The organism is uncultured Aquimarina sp. (assembly GCF_947495315.1).
GTDB lineage: Bacteria > Bacteroidota > Bacteroidia > Flavobacteriales > Flavobacteriaceae > Aquimarina.
This window is the reverse complement of record NZ_CANLYD010000001.1, coordinates 635,643-655,797: the sequence shown is the minus strand read 5'-3', so window position 1 is coordinate 655,797 and position 20,155 is coordinate 635,643. Positions and strand designations below refer to the sequence as shown.

The following is a 20,155-nucleotide window of genomic DNA, read 5'->3' as shown; positions in this document are numbered from 1 at the left end:
AAGATGCGAAGTTAAAAACTATAACAGAGTTCTATATCTTGTTCTAGCTAGTGCTTTTTAGGTTATAGGTTAGGATTTCAAGTCCATCATCAAACGATTCTTTTTCAATTAGATGTCCGACCAATGAAGTTTTAGAATTTCCAAAAAGAGGAATTCCATCGCCGAGTATTATTGGATTCAATTTCAGTTTCAATATATCGATTAATCCATTGTCTAAAAGCCAACCCGCAAATTGTCCACCACCACAAAGATATATGTCTGTTTTAGATGTTTCTATGATTTCTTTGATTCGTTCAATCGATTTTTTTTCTATTCGAACATTATTGGCAAGTTTGTCGATTTTAAGTGTTTCAGAAAAAATATGATGCTCCATATGCGGATAAGCCGGCTGTCCTGGTACAATTCCATATTGATAGCCAAATTCATACGTTCTACGTCCCATTATGACTGTTTGGAAGTTTTGTAAATCGGATAAATACTTTTCCACTCCCTTTCCTCTAGGGATGAATTTGCTTATGTCATCATTAACACCGGCAATATACCCATCAAGAGAACTAGCTACATAATAAATTACTTGTTGCATCACTTCCTTTTTTATTTATAAAAACGTGTTTGTTTTTTTGCATTAGCCAAAACGCCAACCATATAAATCGGAGCAAGCATAGCTTAAATTACTATTAAATTTCCTTTTTTGCTTAAAAAAAAACACCTGTGTTTTATTTGTGCATTATTAAATCAAAACTGGTATTACTTTTCTTTTTTCTTACCCAATGAAATCTTATAATCATCTATACTCCCTTTAATCTTCAGATTGAGATATTTTATTTTTTTGTTAGGATCTACTTCTACAATCTCATCCTCTTGCTCCTTATTAATAATAGTATCGTTCTTGGTACCAAATAGTTTTTTCCAAGAAGCTTTTTTTACAGTTTTCCAAGGAATACGTATATAATAATCGATATTTTGATCATTATCATGGGTACCGGACAATTCCATATGACCCAACGTAGATTCGATCCTCATAGCCGGAATAGTAATCTTCCCTTTCTTTATATTCAGGTTATTTTGCAAGGTATCGAACCGAATGTTTTGTAAGTTTTTATCTCCCATATAATCCGAAAGCGCCAGCATTGGATCGTAATTTTTCAACCTTCCGTTTAATACTTTTACGTCCATTTCTATAGTAGATTGGTCCAGATCTGGTACCATATCCGGATATACTCTAATCTTACCTTTAATTCTAGAGGTGAGTTTTCCTTGTAAATTTTCTGAAACGAGATGGTCTTGCCCAAAATTTTCGAATTTGAACAGCAACTTATCCAAATCAACATTATTCATAACCAAATCCGGCTGCATATAGATATGTTCTGGATCACTACCATTAAAATATCCACTTAATCGAATATTTCCTCCTGCAGCATCCATATCTAACGTATCCACATAAATGTAATGATTGGGTGTTGTTCTTAAATCCGCTTTGATATTTTGAAGATCTATTCTATGGTATATGAAGTGAGCGATATCTGCCTTAAACTGCATATCCGTAAATGGCAACTCATATACATTAAAGGCATCTGCATGTTCTTTTACATCTTCAGTTTTTGAAGTAACAATTGTTGTTGGTTTTGGCGGACTTACATCGAACTTAAAAAGTGCATCAAAGTTGATATAATTTGCCTTTAACTCGAGATAATTATCTCTTTTCTTTATTTGCGGATCATCTCCCAAATAATAGTTTAAATCGAAATTAAAATTGGTGGATCCTATTTCTCCATGAAAATCTTTTATCATTAAATGTTCTTCTTCGTAATGTATGTTTCCTCTAAAATCATGAAAACGAAGTGGATGCAATTTCATTTTTGTATCTAACTTGTCTAAAGCCAGATCGATAGAATGTAAAGCCGAATCTTTATAATGCATACTAGAAGCAACATGCAATGCCAAATCATCAAAAGTTTCGTGTCGGTATTCTTTTGGAACATAATTTTCTCCCTTATACGAAAAAACATCTTCCAGTCTTAACGTATTAGAAGTAAGATTGATGTCTAAATCTACATCTCCGTTAAGCTCGGGTTGCATCCAGAAAGCATACTCATGTATGAGCCCGTCCAAATGAAAATCACTATCATCTATATACCCGGTAAAATCTACTATTTTTAAGTCTTTGTCATCTATCAACACATCCGCATGAAAATCATGAAGTTTATGCGGATAGTGCTTCAAATCAGCATATAAACTATCGATAAAAAATTCACCTTTGGGTAAATATTTAGATTCTGTAAAATCTTTTGCAGAAGCTTTAAAAGAAAACCCTGTACTTAGACCTTTTATTTGTTCATCGAATCCGGTTTTGGTAGAGTCTTGTTTCGAAAAACGGGTTAACTCGGCAATATCTAGGGTATTAGAACTAATGTCCAAATGGACGTCAACAGGGATATCCGTATGATGTACAATTGAAGGTAAGTCCGAAAGAAAACCACTTACAGATAGATCAGAATTTCCCATCAACATTTCGAACTGGTTCAGAGTCGCTTCCTTACCATTCATTACTAAATGTACATTCAGATCGTGCAAGGGAGCAGGAAGTTCTTTGGAGACGAAACTCAAGTCTTTTACAATCAATTCTGTAAAATACGCTTGATTGAGTTTTTGTAATGCCTTTTCGGGTTCGTCGATATCGATAATATCATGAAAATTCATTTTCAGCGAAATCTCTCCGGAGGCATCTTTTACTTGCTCTAGTTCAAAAAAGGCTGCAACAAAATCGAGATTGAAATTCGAGTTTACTTGCATATTCACTTCTGGAGATTCAAAATTCTTTACAAAAATAGAACCTTCAAATTCTCCCTTTTCCAAAGACGCAGTCATATCGGTTAGCGAAAATTCCATGGTACTTGTATCTCTCTTTTCTCCATTCGTAAAATGACCATTGAAACCCATATTATCTATCTTCTTCGCTCTTTCAGTATTTTCTAAAAAGGCTTTTCCGGCTCCAAAATTGGCATTAACAAAAGGTTTATTTCCTTTGTTAGCGGGTCCTTGGATAGTAGCATTAAAATAGATTTCACCAGCATTTTTGTATTTCTCTAATATAGGTATGACATCTGTTGGAGCAAAGGCAATCAGCATATCAAAATTGGGCTTTGTTCCTTTTATGGCAAGGTCAAGATCTACATCATTCTTTGTATCTATGGAACCTTCTAACTCAAAATCGCCATTTTCCATGACAATACCAGAAGGTTGTATGTCGAGCATACCTGTGTATTCATTAAATACCAGGTCTGTATGTACTTCAAAATGTTTATTATGGATGAAGGTGGTATCTCCGTCTTTGATGACATTTAACTCAAAATGAGTGTCTATATGCCCAGCGATGATACTATCTTTTTGGCTAAAACCACCTTTACCAGCGTAGATGAACTTTTCGACATCAGTATTCGTGGCTTCATCCAGGGTGCGGATATCCAGACTTTTTAATCGAATTTTTTTTAGATGAATATTGGTAGATGGTGTTTCTGTTTCAGAAGTGCTGGCTAAAGAGTTTTGAATATTCGTCGTATTATTTTCATGAATCACAATATTAAAAACGCCTTCTTCTACTACTAAAGACTGAATATCATAATCTCCTTTCACCATATCCCATAGGTTAAAACCTATGTATATGTCTTTTACATCCATGATAATGGGCGCATTGTCCTCTTTGGTTTCCAAAATTTGTACATCATATACTTTTATAGAGATGTATGGAAAGTTGGCAAAAAGGGATAATTCACTATCGCCAACACGAATAAGACCTTTGTGTTCTTTATTTAGCGTTGCGATCTCCCCTTTAATAATTTCGGATTGGTTGCTCTTAATATATAGCATTAGGCCTACTACTACTAAAATTGGAACTAAGATTAGTCCTAATAAAATTCGTTTCCAGAACTTTTTAATCTTCACAGTAGGTGTCTTTAAGTTAGCAAAGGTCTTTGACCTTAAAAGTAACGAATTCGTATGATAAAATCGTATGTAGCATACGAATTCGTTTTTGGGTCTGACGGGCGTGTTGAAATTAAATCGATACCACTACCGTCACGTCGAGTGATTCCGATGGTAATCGGAATTGTACTTCGACACGCTCAGCAGAGCTATCGAGACGCAGTACAAGACGAAAAGATCTCGATACCTCTACCGTCACATCGAGTGTTTTTGTATAGCGATAGCGGTACAAAAATGTATCGAGATGCAATACAAGACGAAAAACCAATAGTAACAAACGAAAAGTCTATATTTATAATATGAAATTATCTCACGTCTATATTTTGAAATGCTCGGATAACTCTTATTATACTGGTGTAACTTCAAATATTAGTAAACGAATATTCCAGCATCAGTCTGGTTTTTATATAGATTGCTATACTTATAACAGAAGACCTGTGGAATTAGTCTATAGTTGTGAATTCACAGATATTCAATTAGCAATTGATACTGAAAAACAAATTAAGAAATGGTCAAGGGCTAAAAAAGAAACTTTGATTAATGGATATTATGACAAGTTACCCAATTTGGTTAAAAAGAAGTTTTGACAAAAATGGATCTCGATACCCACCTGAGATGGGCGGGCTATTTTTCTTCCATTACATTACTGAAAAACACTCGATCAGACGGGCGTATTGAAATTAGATCGATACCTCTAACCGTCACATCGATTTTTTGTGTAGCGATAGCGGAATAAAAAATGTACTTCGACACGCTCAGCAGAACTATCGAGATGCAATAGAAGACAAAAAGACAACAGCAACAAACGAAAAGATCTCGATACATTTTTCTTCCATTACATTCCAGAAAAACACTCGATCAGACGGGCGTATTAAACCTATACCGTCACGTCGAGTGATTTCGATGGTAATTGAAATTGTATCGAGACGCATTCCTAGATGAAAAGCCAATCGGTAACAAACGAAATGATCTCGATACCTCCACCGTCACATCGAGTGTTTTTTGTGTAGCGATAGCGGAACAAAAAAATTATCGAGATGCAATAGAAGACAAAAAGACAACGGCAACAAAAGAAAAGATCTCGATAGCTATTTCAATAAAATGAAACTTTTCATCTCAAACCCTATTCTCGATACACTTCTCCGAATGTCGAAGCACTCGAATTGACGGGTTTGAACTATAGAAAATTACTCGATCAGACGGGCGCATTAATAACTGGATCTGAACACCTTGCTGCAACTAGTTTTTATAACCACTAGTCACACTTGTCCGCCTCGGGCGGAGATTAGCAATATCGGGGGTAGTACTAACTTTTATAATTCATAAACGGACTATCAAAAGTTTTCCACTCAGTAGTTTTTAATGATTTACCGTCTATGTTCATTGGTGTAAATCTAACTTTATATTTGCCCTTCCGATCAAAAGTAAATGCGCCAGAACACATTCCATGTCCGATATATAAGCGTCCATTCCTTTCTTTCTTGTAGAATGTAGTTTTACTATTAGTACTAAGGTTCATAACTTCTGTTTTATACCAAGTTTCGGATGCTGATTTGTTCTTTATTTTAAAAATAGCATTTACACTTGGTCCACAACCATAGCGTGTAACTTCTGTGTTTTCGAATTCGAGACTCAAATTTAAGTTCAGGCTAGCTAAGGATTTTTTTTCTGTAGTCTTCCAAAATACTCTTTCGCTTTCTTTTTTCTCTGGATTCCACTGTTTCATTTGATTTATTTCTTGTTCTGTTTGATCAGCATATTTTAAATAATAGGTAGTATTTGGTTTTAGTTCTTTAGATGGACAAAAAATGGCTTGTGTTAATTTCATTTGTCCTTTTAATATTTCTTGAAGATTTAATACAACTAATTCTCCTCCTTCACTTTCAAGATAAACTACCCTGTTCTTAAAACTATTAATTGTTTCTTGGCTTAAGGCATAACCTTGGATAATGAACATTGAATGCAAACCTATTTCTTTTGTTTCTGGAAAGAACTGCATTCCGATACTAGAACATTCTGCAAATGCTGATTTGATTCCGAATGTCAGGAATAAAATAAAGATGATTTTTTTCATAAAGTTAGTTTTCTAACTTTCATCAAATATCGTTCCGTTGATATCCTTCCTGAAAGAAGTATATCAATTAAATCTAAACCTTATCATCTGCTGCCTCTAGTTTGCAACTAGTGTACACCACAACCTTATGCTTAACTACATAAAAAACAACTATAAGACACAAAAAATTATGGATGTTATATATATTCTTACGAGTATCACCACTAGTCGCACTTGTCCGCCTCGGGCACAGACTAGCGGTAGCAGCGTTATCAAGTTTCAGAAAATGAAATAACCAATTGATAACTGAAATACTCCATTTTTATCTGAAATACCATCTGTATTATTAATGTTAGTTAGTCCAAGATTATATCTTGCGCTAAAATAGAGCCCGTTATCAAGTTTATAACCTAAACCAAAATTCACTCCAAAATCTGTTGTTTTAAATTGATCTTTATTCGTATTGGTGCCTCCTTTAGTAGAAAGTAGAAAACCAATTTGAGGTCCTGCTTCTATACTCAATCCTTTGGTCACATAGTATTTTGCAATTAATGGAACATTCAAATAGTTGAGTGCTATAATACCCTCAGAATCCACACTTGAACCATATCCTTGTCCGGAATACATTAATTCTGGTTGCAAAGAAAATTTGTCTGAAATTTTAATTTCACCTATAACTCCAAGATTAAAATCTGTTGTCCAGCCGATTTCAGCGTTGTTCTCTCCTGTAAGTGTTGCGAAATTAAGACCTCCTTTTACACCTAAGTTAAAGTCTTGTGCATTAACATTCAATAATCCTAAAACTGTTATAATAGTTATTAATACTACTTTTTTCATAAATTAATGTTTTTTGATTTATTCGTGTAAAAGTAGATTTCTAAAGAAAACAAAAAGTTAATTTTGAGATTAGAGAAGTATTGAAACGAAGGAATTTTACGAATTAGGACGTTTTTTAAGCTTTCTAAAGACAGAATAAGTTGTAAAGCTATTTTAGGATTAATGTAAAATATGTAAACTTTTTTTAGGACGAGACACTATTGACGGCACGAGCGAGACGCTCGCGTTAGCGGGGGGATTTTTTTTTAGGACGAGACACTTTGTTAGCTCTTAGTTTAAATAGTCTATTTCTTCATTAGTTATAAAATCTATGAGCTTAAATAAATCAATGAAATCTCTAAAAACTTCATTATCAATTACCTTTGTTACTTTATTAGCAAAAGTTGACTTACTACCTGAGAATTCAAAAACTTTAGGAATTCCTGTATCCTTCAATTTACCATTTTCCCTTAAAAATTCTTCACTAAAATAATGCTCTATTTCAAAGAAGTTGAACGATTGTTTTTCGTTATAATAATGTTTAATTCTTTGAGGTATTGGAAGTTTTAACCCGTATACATTAACGTTTGGAGCTTTCTTTATCCTTCTGTCTTCTTGAACTGCAAAAGTATTTATGTGGCCATTAAACATTTGCTGTCCTTCGGAGTCATTATCAAAAATCCCAATTACAAATTCGTTAGGGTTAATTGTCGAAATTGAGCCATTTAAAACATCCCCAACCGCTCTTGCTCCACCACTTTCTTTATGTTTTGGATAATCAATATTCCAATAAGGACGTTCTCCATTTCTTAATACCATAAAGGCATGTTCAATAATTTGAACATCAGTTTTACCTTCCACAATTAATTTTACTTTTCTCTTCGGGTGTATGCTATCAAGAGGTGAAAACCTCATCTTACTTAAAGACGCTCCCTGAATTTCCTTGACAATCTTTGGGTTTTTGTTCAAACTTTTCTTTAGCTCTTTCTTTAAATCTTCGTTAGAGTTTTCGTTTAAAGAAATAGCAAAATGAGCGATAAGCGACAAATATGGATTAGATGTTATTTCTGTTTCGTCAATGAGTTTTTCTAGATGTTCAATTGCATCTAAACGAGGAGAATTTAGGGTAAGTGCAACTTTTAAAGCCCTATAACCACTATTTACATCGAATTTATCTGCCTGGTAAGCAGATAGATAGTCTTGAAAACACATTTCTAAAGGATGTTTTAGTGCAATAGAATTGAAGTTCTCATAAAAAAATGTAAGATTGATTAAACTTAGTATTGGTAATTTATGGTTCTTAAACATTACTTGTTTATCGTGCGCAAGCTTTTTGAATAATTCAAATGCTTCAAGATTTGTTTCTATTGCTTGTTTGATACCATCTCTTCTAATTTGATTATCCGTTTGATACAGAGCTTGAATTAAATATCCCAAACCATTTACTGAAGCAAAGTATTGAGGGAACATATTGGCACTTTGAACTTTCTTGATTACTTTCTTCAGAAACTCAGGCATATCTCTTGACATACCTCCGTAAAAGATAGATGTGTTTTGCCAAATTGGGTCGAAGAAATTCTCTACTAACTCAGCTTCACGATTATCATTTCTTTCATGTTTAAAATACTCTTGTGCTGCATAATACTCCAAGAATGAATTGTGCTTGAATTGAACAAACTTACCATCTTTTAATTCTAGGATTCCTGAGTTGTTTGTAAGGTGGTTTAAAAATTTATTTAATTGATCGGTGCCAAGGTTTGAACTTTTGTTCTTGAAATATTCCTCAAAATATGAAATAAATTCATCTAAAGTCATTGGTGTAAGACTGTCTCTATGCAAAAGTTCAAATGCATATAAGGATAAAATTCTTTGGGCAAATGAAATATCTATAAATTCAATCCTGCTAGAGACGGTTGCCTTACCTAATAATAAATGATTGAAATTATCATAAATATCAGCAATTGTGGCAGGAATTTCGAAGTTTCTTTCTTCATATAGGATTGACACTAGGGATAATGTAAGTGGAGTAATTGGTAATCTTTCGAGAATTCTATTATCTCTTAAAGCATCCAATAAACTTTCAGCTCGGGAAGTGTTTTGGGGAAAAAAATTCTCAACATACTTACGAATTTGGTCTTGATTAAACTTATCGATTTGATAGACCTTCGCCTTAGATTCTTCTTTATTATCTAATATTTGCTCAGAATTTCGAGTTCCAAGGATATAGTTGATATCATAGATATCGGTAATTTCTTCTAGCTCTTGGAGTATACTTTTTTGTATACTGGTTGAAAACTCATCTATCGAATCAAGAAGAAGAACCAACTGATAAACTTTAGTTAATTCTTTCAAAGAATCATCAAAAAATGTTTCAAGGTGTTTTTCTATAGTTTGCTGTAGATTATAATCACTTTCTATTAAATCTAATGAGCTTACATATATAGGAATGTTCTTTTTAGGAGAAGAAGATTCTCTATTCATTTCGATATAAGACTGACCTATTCGCTTCAGCAAAGTAGATTTACCTGCACCAGCATCTCCTGCGATTATTTTAGATTCAATTTCTTCACATAAGGATGATAAACTTATTTTTTTTCTTGTAGGCTTATTTGATTCTATATCTTCACCAATAGAATATATTCGTGGTTCGATGAATATTTTTAGAACCTTATCATATTTTTCATCAAAAATTTTTAGCTTTTTTAGGTCATCATCTTCTTCTAATGATTCCGTAAAATTATTCTCATAATTTATAAGAAGCCTATCATCGTGTTTCCAAAAATCTTTATGATGCTTTTCAATTAATTCAATTAAAGAATCTCTGCCTTGAAAATCTAAGGCTAAACCTTCAGATTTATCGACGACTTTCTTTTTAAAACCATTAGATATGTAATTAGTTGAAACTAGAAAGAATGAATAACAATTATTTTCTTTGGAATAATCCATTAATTCTTTTGCAATACTTTCTATGTTTTTATTTTCGTTTGCACCTGAAAGAGTATCAGTAGCCATATAAAAAATATCCCTATTTGATTTTAAGCCACTTTTTATGCTAGCTGAAACAAAATGGTTTTGGATTGGTAAAGACGTTATTTCTTCATATCCGATTCTTTCTAAAATTTCAAGAAAAAGTCCTCTAAAGTCTTCAAATTCAAGAGACTCTAAACGTGATATTTTTTTTTGTTCAGTCATAAATTTTAATTCGTAATTTCCTCTTTAGCCCATAAGTTTAATTTACCAATGATGTAAAGCTTTTAAATTATTTGATCTGTTAATTTTATATTTATTTGGAATGACAAACAATATGCGAATATAGTTACTATTACAAATAGTATCGTTTATAATTAGCTACAACACTTACAAACGTTTAATAATTCTACTCGTTTTTATTTTAAGATTCTAAAAATAACGTAAAATTCCCCACATTACAAAATGATATAGGTTCTTTTACGTTTTGGGCCGTGTTTGTATGGTTGTTATAAGTGCACTTCGATAAGGGTAGCGGGGTCTTATTTGGATTTTTTGTCAAAATCATCAATTGCACTTTGTCTTTGGTCATTCCATTTTTTTAAATCAACAAGGAAATTCTCAAGTTCATTCTTAATTCGACCAATAATGTTATCCTTGGTTTTATTATTAATTTTATACGCTCTTATTTTTGTAAAAGGTCCTCGTAAATTATTATTTGTGTAACCATTAAAGTCTAAATAAAATGACAATGTTGCAAGACCTAAACCATAAAGTGCTTGATAAACAATAATTGATATTCCACAAGAAACATTCGTTATTTGTTTAGATTTTAAAAATAAGGTTTTACTCAATATTCTATTCTCATTCCAATTTATGTAATTATTTATTTGATATTCTTGTTTATTTTTTTGTAGCATTGCATCTAACATACTGAAAGCAGTTAAAAATGGATTTGGCTTAATTAACTCTCTCTCTGATGAGAAAGTTGAATCCAAAGAGATTACTTTTTCCGAAACACTTTTGTTAACAACACTATCTTTTAATTTGTCACTAATTTCATAATCATAAATATCAAAGTTAGAACCATTGGACTGTTCATAATTACTGAACTTTTCCTGTTTTAAAAATTTCTCAAAGATAATATTTACTTCATCTTTTAATTCTGTAAATATTAATTCTCTGATTTCAAATGGTATTACTGGAAAATATTGTTCCAAAATAGTAGTTGGTTTATTTTTCCTTGACTCTTTTTTATCGTTCACTTCTTTTTTCTTAATTGGTGTTATTATTTCAGAAGGGTTTTGAAATGCAAACGGATAATACCCTATTGTTCTGTTTTCAATAACAGGTGTTTGTTTAAAGTCACTTTCTTTTTGAGTTTCTCTTGCAATAAAATCTTGAATTCGATTAGGTGTTAAAACTCCTTCATTATCATAGATTCCTTTATTATTAATTGCAGACAAAAAATAATAGGTAAAAAGTCCGTGTTTTATATCAGAAAACTCTTTTGCCGTTTCACTTTCTGTTGAAGCATACATAAAAAGAGTTCCAGTACTTTTAGAAATATACTGATTTATAAGATTTTCGTTATTCTGATTTCGTGTAAGAACTTTACCTCCAGATTCACAAGCATCAACTACATAGCATTGATATTTGGGTTGAAGTTCATTTAGTTTTTCAAAAATTTGTGATATTTCAATAAAACTATCGTGAAATTGTAATCCAGAATTTTCAAATTGATATTTTCCGTGGCCTGCAAAAAAGAAAAATATCGAATCTTTTAGGGGTTTTAAGTTTTTCTGAATAGCTGTAAGGATATTATTGAAATGTCCAGAGATATCTTTGGTAGATTTCTTTTCATCACTTGTAATTAAGTGAATATCCTCATTTTTAAAGCAACATTTTTCTTCAAGTATTTTAGCAACAGCTTTAGCATCATTCACGCAAAAATTTAAAGGACTAACTTCGTAATCATTTATTCCTATTATAATTGCAAATCTTCTTTCTTCTACCATAGTTTCTTTTGCCTTATTGCCAAAATACGAGCATAATTATCTTTTTATCCCATTTGTGATTAATTACAAACTTTTAGAAATATTTACTAGTGCTACTCGTTTTTATTATACGCTTCTAAAAATAATGTAAAATTCCCCAGATTACAAAATGATATGGGTTCTTTTATGTATTGGGTGTTGTTTTTGGTTGTCTCTCGACTCCGCTCGAGATGACAGTACTTGGGCGGTTTATCGTGACAAGTAAGTTTTCTTTCATCCAGTGGACGTTTTTTATTACTCTTTCCCCAACTTAGGAACTAACCATAAATATCCCGTGCATAATAAAAAGAAAATATAGAAACCAATTGGGTTTATGGGTGCTAATGGTAAGGTTTGCTTTGTGTTTTTTATAGAAGATCTACCAAAGTGTCTGCGGTTTCTTAGCATGTTGTCATAGCTTGATTTTGCTTTCCAGGTGGTGGTATCCGTCACAAAATAATCCAAAACGGCTGTGGTGTCTTGTGCGACAGATATCCTATTCCAGCCTAATTTCTTAGGATAGGTTGTACCTGTCCATAGGTTTGAGATATCCATATCGCTACGTAGCGCAATACGATATCCTTCTTCCGTTGTTACTTCAGGTTCAGGAATAGCGGTTCTTAGTGTAAACTCATATTGTTGATCCTTTATCCCCAGGATACTATGTTCATCCCAACTGACCTTAGCGCTTTCTTTTTTACCGATACTACTTATAATTTCGGACCATAGTTGCTGATACTCGGTTGTTTTTCCGTTTAACAATAATTCATAGGTACTTTGTAAAACCGTAGTACTTACTTTCCCTTTTCCAAGATGTTTATAGGCGGATACGATATCGCCTTTACCATTTTTATGTATCGCCTGTAATTGAAATTGATCTTTAAATAGAAAAGCATACTTTGCTATTTTAGTTTTTGGAGTTGTACCCAGACTTGTTTCGGTACTTTTTTCTTTTACAAAATCAAAAGCTACCTCATCCTTTCTATATCTAAAAAAATCTTCATCGGGTTGGATAAAAAGTCCTAGTCCATACTGTTTGATAGCGTTCTTAAGAGCAGTTCGTGCACCTCGTCCTAAGTTCTTTGCGGTAGTAGCATCTAGGATCACCAAATCAAAAGGCTGTAAGTTCTTTTCAGAAAAAGCACCTATCGGTATTCGATCTGTATTAAAATATTCGAACTTATATTTTCCTCTGGTGATTCTGCTTTTTACCAATACCTCATGACCCATTTCTGCCAAATAGTTTTTTAGGTATTTGGTTTCAAAGGTTGGGAAACCGTTTACGATTAGGATTTTTAATCCTTCGCGATCTAATACCTTTATAGGAATAGGATCTTTTGAAAGCAGCTTTCCTAGCGAATCTGTTTCGACCAGCGAAAAGGTATAGTTTCCAACCGACTTAAGATGTGTTGCTAATTGAAAGGATTGTTTTTTACCCGATTCTAAAGAGATAGAATCTAATCCATTTCCTCCTGGTCCTTCCAGAATCAATCGGTTTCCTTTTGTTGGATTGTTATACCATCCTCCAAACTGTAACTGCTCTCCTACCACCCTACTATGATCATATCTAAACCTTACCACACCAGAAGGCACATCACTTTTTATATAATCAACCTTATGGTTTTCTAGCTGCCAAAAATCAAAAGGTGCTACACCATTTCCCAATACAAAAACAGTGTCTGATGTATGTATATTTTCAAAAATTGGTTGATTCGCTTTGTACGGAAACGTTTGTATTCGTTTATGAGCTCTTTTTAAACTATCCAACTGTTTGGTGTTATACCCATTCGTAAGTATTACTACTTTAGTTTTTTTACCAAGTATAGGTACCGCTGGTTTTAGTGCGATGATGGCAAGAGAAATAATCGCAAACAGCGCAACTGTTATGTTGATCCAGAACTTACGTTTCCTGAAATGAAATCCTTCTTTCCAAACAAAAACCAACCATAACACTATGGCACCAATAGCTATATAAGCAATCCAATTACTATGTAAAAAAGTGATATCCTCAATCATTGATTTCGAGCTCTTTTAATAGTAAATCATTTATTTCGCTTGTTTGTTGTTGTTGTTTCACTGCATTAGGCTTCAACTCCGGAAGTGCTAAGAACAATCCTTTTTGCAAGGCTACCAACGCTTCTGATGGAACTACTACATCTTCAGAAATCCATTTTAATTGCTGTAATGTTTTCAGGTATTGTCCAGGATCTTCAATCGCTTTTTCTGCTAATTCATTTCCGGCTTGACCAAAAAGTAGTTTATCTTCTTCGGTAATACTTCCTTTTTCAGAAATTAATTGTTCCAGTCTTGCCAAGGTTACACGTATGGAAGGATATGCATCTTCTTGCGTTAGTTCGGCACTTTTTCTATACCCTGGCACCTCATCTATTTCTCCGGTAAGTCTTTTGTCTTCTTTAATTGGTGGAGGATCAAAACCGATACGATGCACATAGATACGCGCACTGTTTTTAATTTCCTGAATCAGTTTTAGGGCTCTGTATTGATAGGGCAATGATTTTTCTGGTGTATAGAGTCGTAAATACAATTCGGCATCCCACATTTCGTTCAATGCTTGTCGCAACTTACTTTTTAGAGATTGTGTAAACAATGTAGATTCTTCTGGATCTTCGTGATTATGCAAGTATTCTTCTAAAGGATCTTCCTTTTTTTCTTCTTCCACCAAATTATGTTCGTTCTCGCTATCGTGTGCGTGGGTATATTTTGCCAGCGGATCTTCTTCTTCGTGATCTTCTTCGTGATGATCTCCTTCTTCTTCAGGAGATTCAACGTCTCCTTCTGCAGTGCCACCGAATTCTGATTCATCACCCATAAATTCTGCATATTTCAGCCGTAATACTTTCTGATCAAAACCTAATTCATTACTCTTAGATTTATAGTCTTGTGTAGATAGTTTTGGTTTATCCTTAAGCAGTTTTTCGGTATCAATAATTAACTGCCGCTGGCTTCTAAAGTAATCTGGCATCAGATCAACTCCCATCATTCCTTCTACAGCAAAAGCATCAGAAACGGTATCTTTTATCACCGCAAAAAAGGTCTCACTTCTGGATGTATTCGGTTTCGGCCGTTTGCGATCCAACGCTTCTACATAAAAATATAATTCGTCACCTGGTTCCATCTTCATTTGATCCAGATTGATATTTTTGGACAAACTCATATTCTTATTCCCTTTGGGAATTTTACTATTGAAGTTTAACTTCTCTTCTCTGAACTTTACAGATTCGCCAGAACCTTTACTCACCGTAGCTATAATGTAAGCGTCTTCAATCCCAAAATCGTCACTAATAGTTGTGGTAAAGGACACCTTTTTATCTTCATTAAAAGCAAACGAAGTGAACTGTTTTATTCCTTTAATTTCTACAGAAGGGCTCTTGTCTTTGATTACCTCAATAGCATACAATTCGGAAACGTATGATCTGTCTTGTAGATCGGTAAATTTAAAATTATAAAAACCTGCACTGGTGAGTGTGGATGCTCCGGTATAGGTTCCATCTGATAATTTCATAGGATAGCTATTTCCCATGCTTTCCATCGTTACGTTTTTGGTTTCTTGGTCAAATTGTATTTGCCAGGAAACTCTGGATCCTTCTACTGCCTTTATATCCATGTTGGAAGTTTCTACAGAAGGAACTTGCGTATAGTTGGGATAGTTAACGGTTAGTTGTTGACGTATTAACTTAGGGGATTGAACTGTCGTTGATGTCGTATCGGTTGGCTTAAAAACAATTGCTTCCGGAGTTATTGTTGGTTGTTGTGCACCTTGTATGTTTGATAATAGTTCGTACTTATAGATCACTGCACCTATCAAAATAAAAGAACCTAAAATAATCGCTCCACGAACTAAATGATGAGGAGGTTTGATAGTTTTTAGCTTTTCGACAAGTCTGGTTGTTACTCTATTTTGCTGTATTCTGGCCAAGCCAGACAGCTTTTCTTCGGGTACTAACAAAAGACCTGTACTATACTCTGTAGCATCGAGATGAAGATCTATATAGGTGGCAACATTTTCTAAACTATGTTTCCAAGGCTTTATAAAAAATATGATGATAGAAATGACTATGATGAATACAGCTATCGCCCAAAATACATTCAAAAATATCAGGTACGAAAGAATAGCTGGTCCTAAGGCATACAAAGTGATCTCCAGCCAAAGCATCAGTCGCCATCGCCTTCTAAATCCAACCAATATGTCTTGTCCTGATCTCATTATTGTTTTCTGAATTTTGCTACACTACGTTCCATCACTAACAATGCTCCCAATAACAACCATAACCATTTAGAAATGTCAAAAAGTTTAAATTGTTTTTTACCCGTCGCCAGACTAGCCGCTGCAGGTTGCAATTCTGATATATCAATAGTTCTTTTATCATACTCATTAATTTCAGCTTGAATATCTTGGTGAAAATCAAACAGTTTTAGCAACTGTTCGGATACGTTTCTATCAATACTATTCTCTGTAGTAAGCGCTTCCGTAAGATAAAAAATCCTATTCGAAATTCCTTCTTCAATAATGTTATTGGCCAGGTCGTCTGGTTGAAATACTAACATCTTTGTTGATGTATTCGGAACTACAGCTGAAGATAACCAAACCACCAGGTCAAAAGCATCAGCATCTATACCTTCTTTATTCTGAACGGTTTCTATGTCTATTTGTTTATGTAGGTATTTTGATATTGCCTTTAGCGATGCTTCTATGTATGTTTTCTGACTAGCCAGGCTATCTTCATAGAACAGTAATACTTTGGTTGGTACTTCTACAGTAAGAGATACACTTTCCTCCTTTCCGTTAAACGGAAAGATCACACTGTCATTTGTTTCATTAAATTTCAGTCTCTTATCATTTGCAGCAATAAATGCTTTGGTAAAAAACAACTGATCCTGATCACTAATCATCGATAGCACTTGCAGAGAATCTTCTTTTTTGATGGCTTTGAGGGCTTTTTTAGATGACTCCTCTGAGTCTAAAGATACCCAGGCAATATTCTTATTCGTCTCTGGTCTTCTACCTTTGATTCCGTTTATGAATGCTTTCGTGAAAACGACAATACTATCGGTTTGTAAGGTTTCCATTTCTTTGGCTAACTGCCAATAATCGGGTGTTGTATTACTTTCTATAGCTGTTTGATCGGTATCCAATTCTGGAAATCCGGATTCCAAGAGTCTTAATGATGCTCCCGTATCTATCGTATCTATGATCGTTTGTATCCTTTCATCATCCAGTAATGAAGGTTCCACCATATAGGTAATTGGTATGGTAGCAGCTTTCTTTTTAATCTGAAATCCGGCAATGAGTAAGACCAAAACACTGATTAATAACATTCTTACTACTAGTAGAAAAAATTCATTTAGTTGAATACTTCTTGATTGCTTAGAATCAGATTCACTTAGCAATTTGGTACTCCCTACTTTTATTGTTTTTCCTTCTTTTTTACTCCAAAGATGTATGGCTAAAGGAACCAGAAGTCCTGCTAATGCCCAAAGATATGTAGGGTTGAGGAAAAACATATCAGATTAGTTTGTTTCGTTTCTTCAGGAATACTTGCAATGCTTCACCTATATGTTCATTTAGTTTGAATAGATGGTAACTGATATCATTGGCCAAGAGCGTATTTTTGGTATTCTTAATCATTTCTTCCAGTGCGATGAGATATTCTTTTTTTGCAGTTTTCGCATCTATTTTGAGCTTTGCTCCAGTCTCCAAATCTTCGAATGTTACGGTTCCTTTATAATCAAATTCCAATTCATTCTTACCCATAAGATGTAAGACTACTACCTCATTTTTCGGAGTTTTTAGTCTTTTGATAAAAGACGTTAATTCTTCATTATGTTCATACAGATCCGTTATAAAAAATATGAGTTCTTTATGATTGCGATCATGAAGACTTTTTGAAGCATCCGGGTTTTCCGGCCATTTTCCTTTACTCTCAATATTGGTCAACTCCAGTAAGAAACGATTGTAATGTTGCTTCTGAATTTTAGGATATAAATTATACAACTGATGATCGTTTAATGCAAAAAGTCCTATAGCGTCCCCTTGATTTTGGGATAAATATCCTAACGAGGCTATCAGTATTCTGGCATAATCCATTTTAGAAAGTTCATCCTCCTTATGAAGCATTGACTTACTGGCGTCCAAAATAAATTTTACCGAAATATTCGTTTCTACTTCAGATTGCTTGATATAATATCTACCGGATCTGGCTAACATTTTCCAATCGAGTAATCGCAAGTCGTCACCAGGTTCATAGTTACGAAATTGAGTGAACTCCATTCCCGAACCTACATTATAGCTATGGTTTAGTCCAGACAAATATCCATCAACAATCACACGCGCGATGAGTGACAATCCAGATACACTCTTAATGAGCTCTGGTTTTAGTAATTGGTGATAATCTTGTCTCACTTGATTTGTTCTATGGTCTTACTTCCCTACCTCAATGGCTTTTAATAGATGGCGCGTAACATCATCAGAAGTTATTCCTTCTGATTCTGCTCTAAAATTCACAATAACTCTATGGCGCAATACAGGTTTAGCTACCTGTTGTAAATCATCTAATGTTACTGCTAAACGTCCTTGAGCCAACGCACGCGCCTTGGCTGTTAATATCATTGCCTGACCGGCACGTGGTCCTGCTCCCCAATTCACCCATTCCTTTACATAGGTATTGGTCGTTGTTTCTGGTCTTGTAGCTCTAATAACCTTACTTACATAGGTGATCAGATCATCACTAATTGGAACTTCTCTTACCAAATGTTGTAATCTGAGAATATCTTCTCCTGAAATCACTTTATTCAAGGTTTCTTTCTTGACACCTGTGGTGTTTTTTAGAATTGTAGTTTCTTCTGATTCGTTTGGGTATCCTATTTTGATATACAATAGAAATCGGTCCTGCTGGGCTTCAGGAAGTGCAAATGTTCCCGATTGCTCAATAGGATTCTGAGTAGCCAGTATAAAAAATGGCCTGTCTAGTTCGTATGTTTTTCCAGAATAGGTAACCTCAAACTCTTGCATGGCTTCTAACAACGCGGCCTGCGTTTTTGGTGGTGTTCGGTTAATCTCATCTGCCAATATGATGTTAGAGAAAATGGGACCTTTATTAAATTTAAAAAACTTTTTTCCAGTACTATAATCTTCTTCTAATATTTCGGTACCAATAATATCCGACGGCATCAAATCCGGCGTAAATTGTATTCTTTTAAATTTAAGATCAATAGCTTGTGCAAGCGTCCTGATCATTAACGTTTTTGCCAAACCCGGAACTCCTTCTAACAATGCATGTCCGCCTGCAAGAAAGGTAATCAATAACTGCTCTACCGTTTCTTCTTGCCCTGTAATTACCTTACCGATCTCTTTTCGTAACTTCTGAAGTTTCTCGGTAAGAATCGTTACCTCTTCTTCTATATTTACTAACTCTTTATCCATATACTTATATATCTTTTAGGCTCTGGTTTACAATAGTGTTGGTTATTGTAAAATGTTTCATTTATTTCATGGAATAACGATTTATCCTATCCTAAATCCCTGCCTTGCCGGTCAGGCAGGCTTTCCAAAGGAAAGGACTTATAGCTACCTTCCCTTTGGGAAGGGCTGGGGATGGGATATGGATTCGTTAAGAGTATCAACACTATTATATACTAGAACCATCTTTTATGATGTTAACGCATACATTACAATGTTAACACCAAATCGAGTATTGTCTATTTTATACCATCGTTTATTTCTAAAATCATAATCCCACTCACAACCGTAGTCTTTGTTACTAAACAAAACACCTATTCTGCCATTAATCTGAATCGCTTTTAAATAGTCGTGTACAATATCATCTCCCCATCCATTCAGCTCTTGAGAAGTCGTTGGCGGACCATCCTCAAACTCAAAGAACACCTTATAAATCTCATGATTATTAGGAATCTTTTTTAACGCTTGCGGTCCAAAAATAGCTGACATTTGTCGCACAAATGACTTAGAAAACAATCCATCTATATCGTGATTACAATCATCTGCAAATACAAATCCACCATTATTAACATATTTCTTAAAGTTTTCTCTTTCCTTTTTGGTAAACTGTACCAATTTATGGCCAGAGATATAGCAAAATGGGCTTTTGAATATCTCATCACTACTCAAAGGGATAATTCTTTCTTGGGTATCCACTTTTAGTGTAGTATACTCCACAAGCGAGTTTAATAGATTAGAAGGCATTCTCTGATCCACATCCCAATCTCCTGACTCATATTGTAATCGCGTAAAGAAAAATTTAGTACTCAATATAAAATTAACTAG

14 protein-coding genes are annotated in these 20,155 nt (G+C 34.0%); 2 read left to right on the top strand and 12 right to left on the bottom strand.

Annotated features, from left to right (window positions below):
* Window positions 1-43 precede the first annotated feature (43 nt).
* Both Q0910_RS02660 and Q0910_RS02655 read right to left on the bottom strand, forming a co-directional pair.
* Window positions 44-583 carry a dihydrofolate reductase family protein gene (locus Q0910_RS02660; protein ID WP_299212268.1) on the bottom strand — a complete coding sequence of 180 codons (540 nt, stop codon included), beginning with the start codon at window positions 581-583 and terminating at the stop codon, window positions 44-46.
* A 164-nt stretch (window positions 584-747) separates the two neighbouring features.
* A complete protein-coding gene (locus Q0910_RS02655; RefSeq protein WP_299212266.1) occupies window positions 748-3,942 on the bottom strand; it encodes an AsmA-like C-terminal region-containing protein in 3,195 nt (1,064 codons plus the stop codon).
* Window positions 3,943-3,996: 54 nt separating this feature from the next.
* On the opposite strand from Q0910_RS02655, the gene Q0910_RS02650 reads away from it, so the two are divergent.
* Both Q0910_RS02650 and Q0910_RS02645 read left to right on the top strand, forming a co-directional pair.
* Window positions 3,997-4,284, top strand: a complete 288-nt coding sequence (locus tag Q0910_RS02650) for a hypothetical protein (protein ID WP_299212263.1) — start codon at window positions 3,997-3,999, stop codon at window positions 4,282-4,284.
* On the top strand, window positions 4,281-4,568 hold the full coding sequence (locus Q0910_RS02645) for a GIY-YIG nuclease family protein (RefSeq protein ID WP_299212260.1): 288 nt from the start codon (window positions 4,281-4,283) through the stop codon (window positions 4,566-4,568). The genes Q0910_RS02650 and Q0910_RS02645 overlap by 4 nt, the downstream gene beginning before the upstream one ends.
* A 719-nt stretch (window positions 4,569-5,287) precedes the next feature.
* Here the strand turns inward: Q0910_RS02645 and Q0910_RS02640 are convergent.
* The 10 genes from Q0910_RS02640 to Q0910_RS02595 form a co-directional block, all read right to left on the bottom strand.
* Window positions 5,288-6,055: a hypothetical protein gene (locus Q0910_RS02640; RefSeq protein ID WP_299212257.1), complete on the bottom strand. Its 768-nt coding sequence runs from the start codon at window positions 6,053-6,055 to the stop codon at window positions 5,288-5,290.
* Window positions 6,056-6,313: 258 nt separating this feature from the next.
* A complete protein-coding gene (locus Q0910_RS02635; protein ID WP_299212254.1) occupies window positions 6,314-6,871 on the bottom strand; it encodes a porin family protein in 558 nt (185 codons plus the stop codon).
* A 270-nt stretch (window positions 6,872-7,141) separates the two neighbouring features.
* Entirely contained in the window at window positions 7,142-10,042 is a 2,901-nt protein-coding gene (locus Q0910_RS02630) for an NACHT domain-containing protein (RefSeq protein ID WP_299212251.1), read from the bottom strand.
* Between the two features lie 317 nt (window positions 10,043-10,359).
* Window positions 10,360-11,835, bottom strand: a complete 1,476-nt coding sequence (locus tag Q0910_RS02625; RefSeq protein ID WP_299212248.1) for a caspase family protein — start codon at window positions 11,833-11,835, stop codon at window positions 10,360-10,362.
* Window positions 11,836-12,108: 273 nt separating this feature from the next.
* Window positions 12,109-13,869 (bottom strand): hypothetical protein, encoded by a 1,761-nt coding sequence (locus Q0910_RS02620; protein ID WP_299212245.1) that lies wholly within the window; start codon window positions 13,867-13,869, stop codon window positions 12,109-12,111.
* Window positions 13,862-16,078 (bottom strand): tryptophan-rich sensory protein, encoded by a 2,217-nt coding sequence (locus Q0910_RS02615; protein ID WP_299212242.1) that lies wholly within the window; start codon window positions 16,076-16,078, stop codon window positions 13,862-13,864. Before Q0910_RS02615 ends, Q0910_RS02620 begins: the two co-directional genes overlap by 8 nt.
* Window positions 16,078-17,376, bottom strand: a complete 1,299-nt coding sequence (locus Q0910_RS02610; RefSeq protein ID WP_299212240.1) for a BatA domain-containing protein — start codon at window positions 17,374-17,376, stop codon at window positions 16,078-16,080. Before Q0910_RS02610 ends, Q0910_RS02615 begins: the two co-directional genes overlap by 1 nt.
* Window position 17,377: 1 nt before the next feature.
* Window positions 17,378-18,274, bottom strand: a complete 897-nt coding sequence (locus Q0910_RS02605; protein WP_299212238.1) for a DUF58 domain-containing protein — start codon at window positions 18,272-18,274, stop codon at window positions 17,378-17,380.
* A gap of 18 nt (window positions 18,275-18,292) precedes the next feature.
* Window positions 18,293-19,294 (bottom strand): MoxR family ATPase, encoded by a 1,002-nt coding sequence (locus Q0910_RS02600; protein ID WP_299212235.1) that lies wholly within the window; start codon window positions 19,292-19,294, stop codon window positions 18,293-18,295.
* A gap of 225 nt (window positions 19,295-19,519) precedes the next feature.
* A complete protein-coding gene (locus tag Q0910_RS02595) occupies window positions 19,520-20,140 on the bottom strand; it encodes a DUF4159 domain-containing protein (RefSeq protein ID WP_299212232.1) in 621 nt (206 codons plus the stop codon).
* Window positions 20,141-20,155 lie beyond the last annotated feature (15 nt).